We start from the raw sequence: 4,563 nt of genomic DNA on the forward strand, positions 1-4,563 counted from the left end.
AAACATGGCTAAAGTGGCCAATTAGAAAGAGAAAATGAAGCAGAGGCAGTTCTAATGAGTTCGAAACTCAAAATGACTTAAAAATCAGAGCTGCCCTAAAGTTTTAACTACATCCTGATAGTCATCCAATACCGTTATTTTCAATGAAATCTCCTTGCTGTGATGAGTGCCTGACTACACAAAAAATTAAGAATTCAGTTCCAAAACCATCTCATCGTTGTAGCGGAAACCCAACTCTTTATAGATTGGTGCAGCTTCTTTAGAAGCCAACAACCGAACCTCGGTTATGCCCTGCCCGCGAAACCAATCCAACACCCGGTGGGTAAGGCTTGTAGCCAGGCCGCGCCGCCGGCAATCGGGCCGGGTGTATACATCGCCGATGAACCCATAGACCGGGTTTTTAAAGTAACGGTAAGGCAGGTCGTTCTTTATGAAAGCACCGGCAATGGCAATTATTTCATCGCCTTCACGGGCGATAAAATGGGTGGCGGTGCCTTCGGCATACATCTTTAGATAATCATCTAAGATGATGCTGGCTGCGTTATCGGCCAGAAGGTTCGCAACACCAGCGGCCTCGAACATGGCTAATTTTAGGGTGATAATTTTGGTTAGGTCGGTGGTGGTGGCTTGCATGGTGTTGTTTCCAGGCTAGGTAAAAATACCTCCAGCTAAATTAGCTAGGGGCGTTCATTAAAACTGGCAAAATTTAGTGTCGGTGTTCTCAACCTACTAGTTGGCTGGCACCCATTTATAGTAGATATCAAAATCATCCTCGTGTGTCTTAATGAATCCATTACGTTGGTAAAATCTATTTGCCTTACTTCCTTTAAGAGCACCTAATCGAATTATGTAGGATTTGGCTAATGCTTTCTTTTTCAAACTTTCAAGGATGATCTTTCCTAGTTCTCTGCCCTGAAAAAGTGGCGATATATAGATGATCCAAATAGAAATGATCACCCTTATCTCTCAAAACATAGAAGCCGAAGGTCGAATTGCCTGATACCAATTTGATAGTATCGCCAGGAACAAAGGTATCTAGAAATCTACTTCGTACGCGCACCTCATCGTATCGACCTAATGCCTCCAAACTTGGCCTCATTGCTGCAGCTCTAATATCTGCCAACATTTGTCCATCACCTTGGTTAGCTTCTATAAATTCCATTTCTAATCCCTTACAACCAACGCCAGTAACACCTGACGTGTTTTAATTGTTTGAGTGAAACGAAAGCGGCTTAAAGCCGTTCCGATTGCTTACTTTTGTTAAGTTTCAATTACTTGTAGGCTCTACTTCAAAAGCAGTCTTAGAAGTAGCTGTCTGACCCGTGTGCATATCATGCGCTTTAATTAGGACAGAGTAGTTTCCTGGTAAGTCATTCGGTTCAACTACTATCCCCATGTAATCTACGCCCAGCTGCATCTGGCCAGCATTTGGTGCTGGCTTATTTATCCACAGTTCATGACCTTTAAACTCTCCGTAAATATTGCCACCAGGATCTAAGACAACCATATCCAAGGTCACATTGCAGTTGCCTTCAGCATTTGCAGCACATCCCGAAAAAAGGACTATGACTGAAAGAAACTCACCTCGACTTGCTATTTGTACTGGAGAAATAGAAATACCTTCGGCTGGATTAGAGTTCCAAGCTCGAAAGAGTTCATTTCCGTTATCCACAACAATTACGCTAGCAGTAATATCCGCCTTTACCGTAGCGCAGGCTAATAATAAAAAAGTAAACATGAGATTTAATGTGTAATTCAAATCAAGGCTGTCCTTACCTAAAAAACTTAACGTTTTCAGCGCGTGCTAGGAACGATTCCAGCACCCGCATTTGCTCTATAAGATACGCATCGACATTCCGGATGACTTAGGCATTTCAGCTTTCTTAAATCCGAACTTAGCATAAAACTCAGGTGTGCCATGATCCGCTATTAAGCTCACATATGCTGTTTTAGGCGCATTCGCCTTCAACCATGCAACGAGATGCTCCATAATTATTCTACCTACACCCTTGTTTTGGTGTTCCGGCAGTACTGCCATATCGGTGACCTCAAAGAAACACCCGCCATCTCCGATAATCCGAGCAATGCCAACCTTTTCATTGCCGCTATAAACAGTTACGCCATATATTGAGTTTGGTAATGCGATCGCTGCCGCTTCTTCAGATTTTCTAGAAAGCCCAGCAGCGAGCCTAATTTCAATGTATTCCTCAACAGATGGGATTTCAGCTTTGAGTTGGTACATGCCTTTCCTTTAAATAGCGCCGCCAACAGAGGCTGCTTTGCTGTTAAAAAATTCGTGCAAAACCGGCGTATCCATGCACAAAATTCGCGTCAACAAAGCTGCCAGACTGCTTAGTTGTCATGGTTATTTATTTAAGAAATATGAAGCGATTACATAGGTTCCTGATTTCTTTGCAGACACTCTGAAAACAGAGCCTTTAGGTCTAATCTTACCAGCCTCTTTAACCTTACAATCGAAATACGGGTAATCGAAATCAGTTGTCACTTTACAGTCATAAAGAAAATCTGCATTTAAATAGTACTCCCATACCTCATCCTTTTTGTCACGATAGACAAAGTCAAAATCTCGCTGCAAAGTTCCGTTCTTCATACTAATCAAGTCATTGTATCTGAGCTCATATCCAGGCATTACATCAATCTCGATAGCCTCATCTGCAATGGATAATGCTGAAATTGTTACACCTAATAAAAACAAAATTCTTTTCATATCTAAAGTTCCTTCTATCAGTTATTACTATTAGCTAGGCATATAACAGCGCCAAAAGTACAGCCGCGGTCTCTTTCTCGCCCCACACCTTTGATTGTTAGGCCGCGGTTTCGGCTTTTACCCGGTTACTTTCCAATTTACTGCGAACCAAACTTGATAAGATCAAGTAGCGGTCAGCTCCATTCTTTGGTGGTCTGTTCGGCCTTTCGAATGACGAAGGCTCTTTCAATTCTTCATTTTCCCAAAATTGCTCGGCAGTTGAATCAATTGGCGTACCATCGGGTAACTCGTTTGAGTAATGAAAGCCCACTTGCTCTTCACCTACATACACCTTCCAGAGTACTAACTTTCCTCCAAAATAATCATTAATTATTAGCGAAGAAACTCCGCACTGCCCACGGCTTGGGTTGGATGGCGTCCAATTCTCAGGCTCTTCGGTACTTTCTAATGACCAGCTATCCCGAAGAGCTTTTAATACTTCATCTAAACTTGGATTCATACTTACCACTTGCAGCTCCTTGGCTACCTAACGAGGCTGTAGATTAACCAACTCCCCACAATCCAACCCACAAGCTCCCCTAAATTTATTAATTCCAACCAATCTGCCAGGCGCGCTTGTTAATTACATTGTCAGTGCGTATTGAAGACAATCTTGAGGTTCGATGCTAAGGTTAGGAACATTTGCTCTTCTTTTTGCAACACCCTCAAATTCCATGCCCAACTTCTCCAATACCTTACTAGAACCTATATTGCCGGTATCACAGAATGCTTCTACCCTATACACGCTAGGTTGGTTAATCAGGTAATTAACCAACTCCTTTGCTGCTTTAGTTCCAATTCCCTGCCCCCAAAACTGCTTGCCAACCACATACGAAACGCTATAACTAGACTCGCTTTGTGGCTTGCAGCTGATTAAACCTTTTAATTGAGATGAGTCGGACTCAATGCACCAAGTGAAACGAGTTTCATCCTTCCATTCCTGAATACGAGACTGTACGAACTCGTTCGTCTCGCTCAAACTTTTATGAGGTTTCCACGCAAGATACTTAGTCACATCCGAGTCAGTTGCGTATAACTCATAAATGAGTTCTGCATCAGATGCTACAGGTAGGCGCATGGTTAAACCATCTAACTTGAATTGGCTTTGGATAGCTAGCTCCTTGTAATTGACGTCCGTAGCACGGGGAAAATCGTAGCGAAGCGGAAATTTTGTCCCGGTGACTAGGCTTGTTAATTGGCAGATTCCGCCAATGCCAGTAGTTTTTCACCAACAAGCTGATACCCTCGCCATTCACTCTTTTCTACTGCCCCAATTGACTTGTAGAAACGAATAGCTGGTTCATTCCAGTCAAGTACATTCCATTCAAACCGGCCGCAGTTTTCTTGAACTGCTATTCTGGCTAGATGCCTTAAAAGCAGCCTTCCAGCACCAGTGCCTCGCTCCGCTTCAGTGACAAATAGATCTTCTAGATAGAGTCCATTCTTTCCTTGCCATGTTGAGTAATTGAAAAAGTAAACTGCGAAACCAACAGACTTACCGTCTCTTTCACATATTACAGCTTTAACCGTTGAGGCCGTCCCGAATATTGAATCTTCGATCATTTCAACTGTTGCGGTAACTTCATGCTCAGCCTTCTCGTACCGAGCCAATTCCTTAATAAACCTCAGAATATCTGATGAATCTTTAATCTGAGCATCTCTTATTACTAGAGACAAACTACTCTCCTTACTTATGCCAAATAACGAGCCTGTAGATTAACCAACTTTCCGCAGCCTAACCCACAAGCTTCCATAAATTTATTCATTCCAACCAATCTGCCAGATTCACTGGCATT

Annotated in this window: 9 protein-coding genes; all 9 read right to left on the reverse strand. The window is 42.6% G+C overall.

The annotated features are described in order from the left end of the window. Nucleotides 1-186: 186 nt before the first annotated feature. Complete coding sequence (locus tag BCF53_RS18875; RefSeq protein ID WP_132704301.1) at nt 187-633, reverse strand: GNAT family N-acetyltransferase; 447 nt, start codon at nt 631-633, stop codon at nt 187-189. 96 nt (nt 634-729) lie between these two features. Continuing rightward, complete coding sequence (locus BCF53_RS19485; protein WP_243645873.1) at nt 730-957, reverse strand: GNAT family N-acetyltransferase; 228 nt, start codon at nt 955-957, stop codon at nt 730-732. Next, entirely contained in the window at nt 884-1,162 is a 279-nt protein-coding gene (locus tag BCF53_RS19490) for a hypothetical protein (protein ID WP_243645874.1), read from the reverse strand. Before BCF53_RS19490 ends, BCF53_RS19485 begins: the two co-directional genes overlap by 74 nt. 105 nt (nt 1,163-1,267) lie before the next feature. Further along, the gene (locus BCF53_RS18885; RefSeq protein WP_132704303.1) at nt 1,268-1,759 is read right to left on the reverse strand and encodes a hypothetical protein; all 492 of its coding nucleotides are present in this window, start codon (nt 1,757-1,759) and stop codon (nt 1,268-1,270) included. A gap of 75 nt (nt 1,760-1,834) precedes the next feature. Further along, nucleotides 1,835-2,242, reverse strand: coding sequence for a GNAT family N-acetyltransferase (locus BCF53_RS18890; RefSeq protein WP_132704305.1), 408 nt, complete (start codon nt 2,240-2,242; stop codon nt 1,835-1,837). Between the two features lie 123 nt (nt 2,243-2,365). Continuing rightward, nucleotides 2,366-2,728, reverse strand: a complete 363-nt coding sequence (locus BCF53_RS18895) for a hypothetical protein (RefSeq protein WP_132704307.1) — start codon at nt 2,726-2,728, stop codon at nt 2,366-2,368. 97 nt (nt 2,729-2,825) lie between these two features. Beyond that, complete coding sequence (locus BCF53_RS18900; RefSeq protein WP_132704309.1) at nt 2,826-3,227, reverse strand: YunG family protein; 402 nt, start codon at nt 3,225-3,227, stop codon at nt 2,826-2,828. 123 nt (nt 3,228-3,350) lie between these two features. After that, nucleotides 3,351-3,845 carry a GNAT family N-acetyltransferase gene (locus BCF53_RS18905; RefSeq protein WP_132704311.1) on the reverse strand — a complete coding sequence of 165 codons (495 nt, stop codon included), beginning with the start codon at nt 3,843-3,845 and terminating at the stop codon, nt 3,351-3,353. 113 nt (nt 3,846-3,958) lie between these two features. Then, nucleotides 3,959-4,444 (reverse strand): GNAT family N-acetyltransferase, encoded by a 486-nt coding sequence (locus tag BCF53_RS18910; RefSeq protein WP_132704313.1) that lies wholly within the window; start codon nt 4,442-4,444, stop codon nt 3,959-3,961. Between the last annotated feature and the right edge of the window lie 119 nt (nt 4,445-4,563).

The organism is Reinekea marinisedimentorum, from assembly GCF_004341165.1.
Lineage (GTDB): Bacteria > Pseudomonadota > Gammaproteobacteria > Pseudomonadales > Natronospirillaceae > Reinekea > Reinekea marinisedimentorum.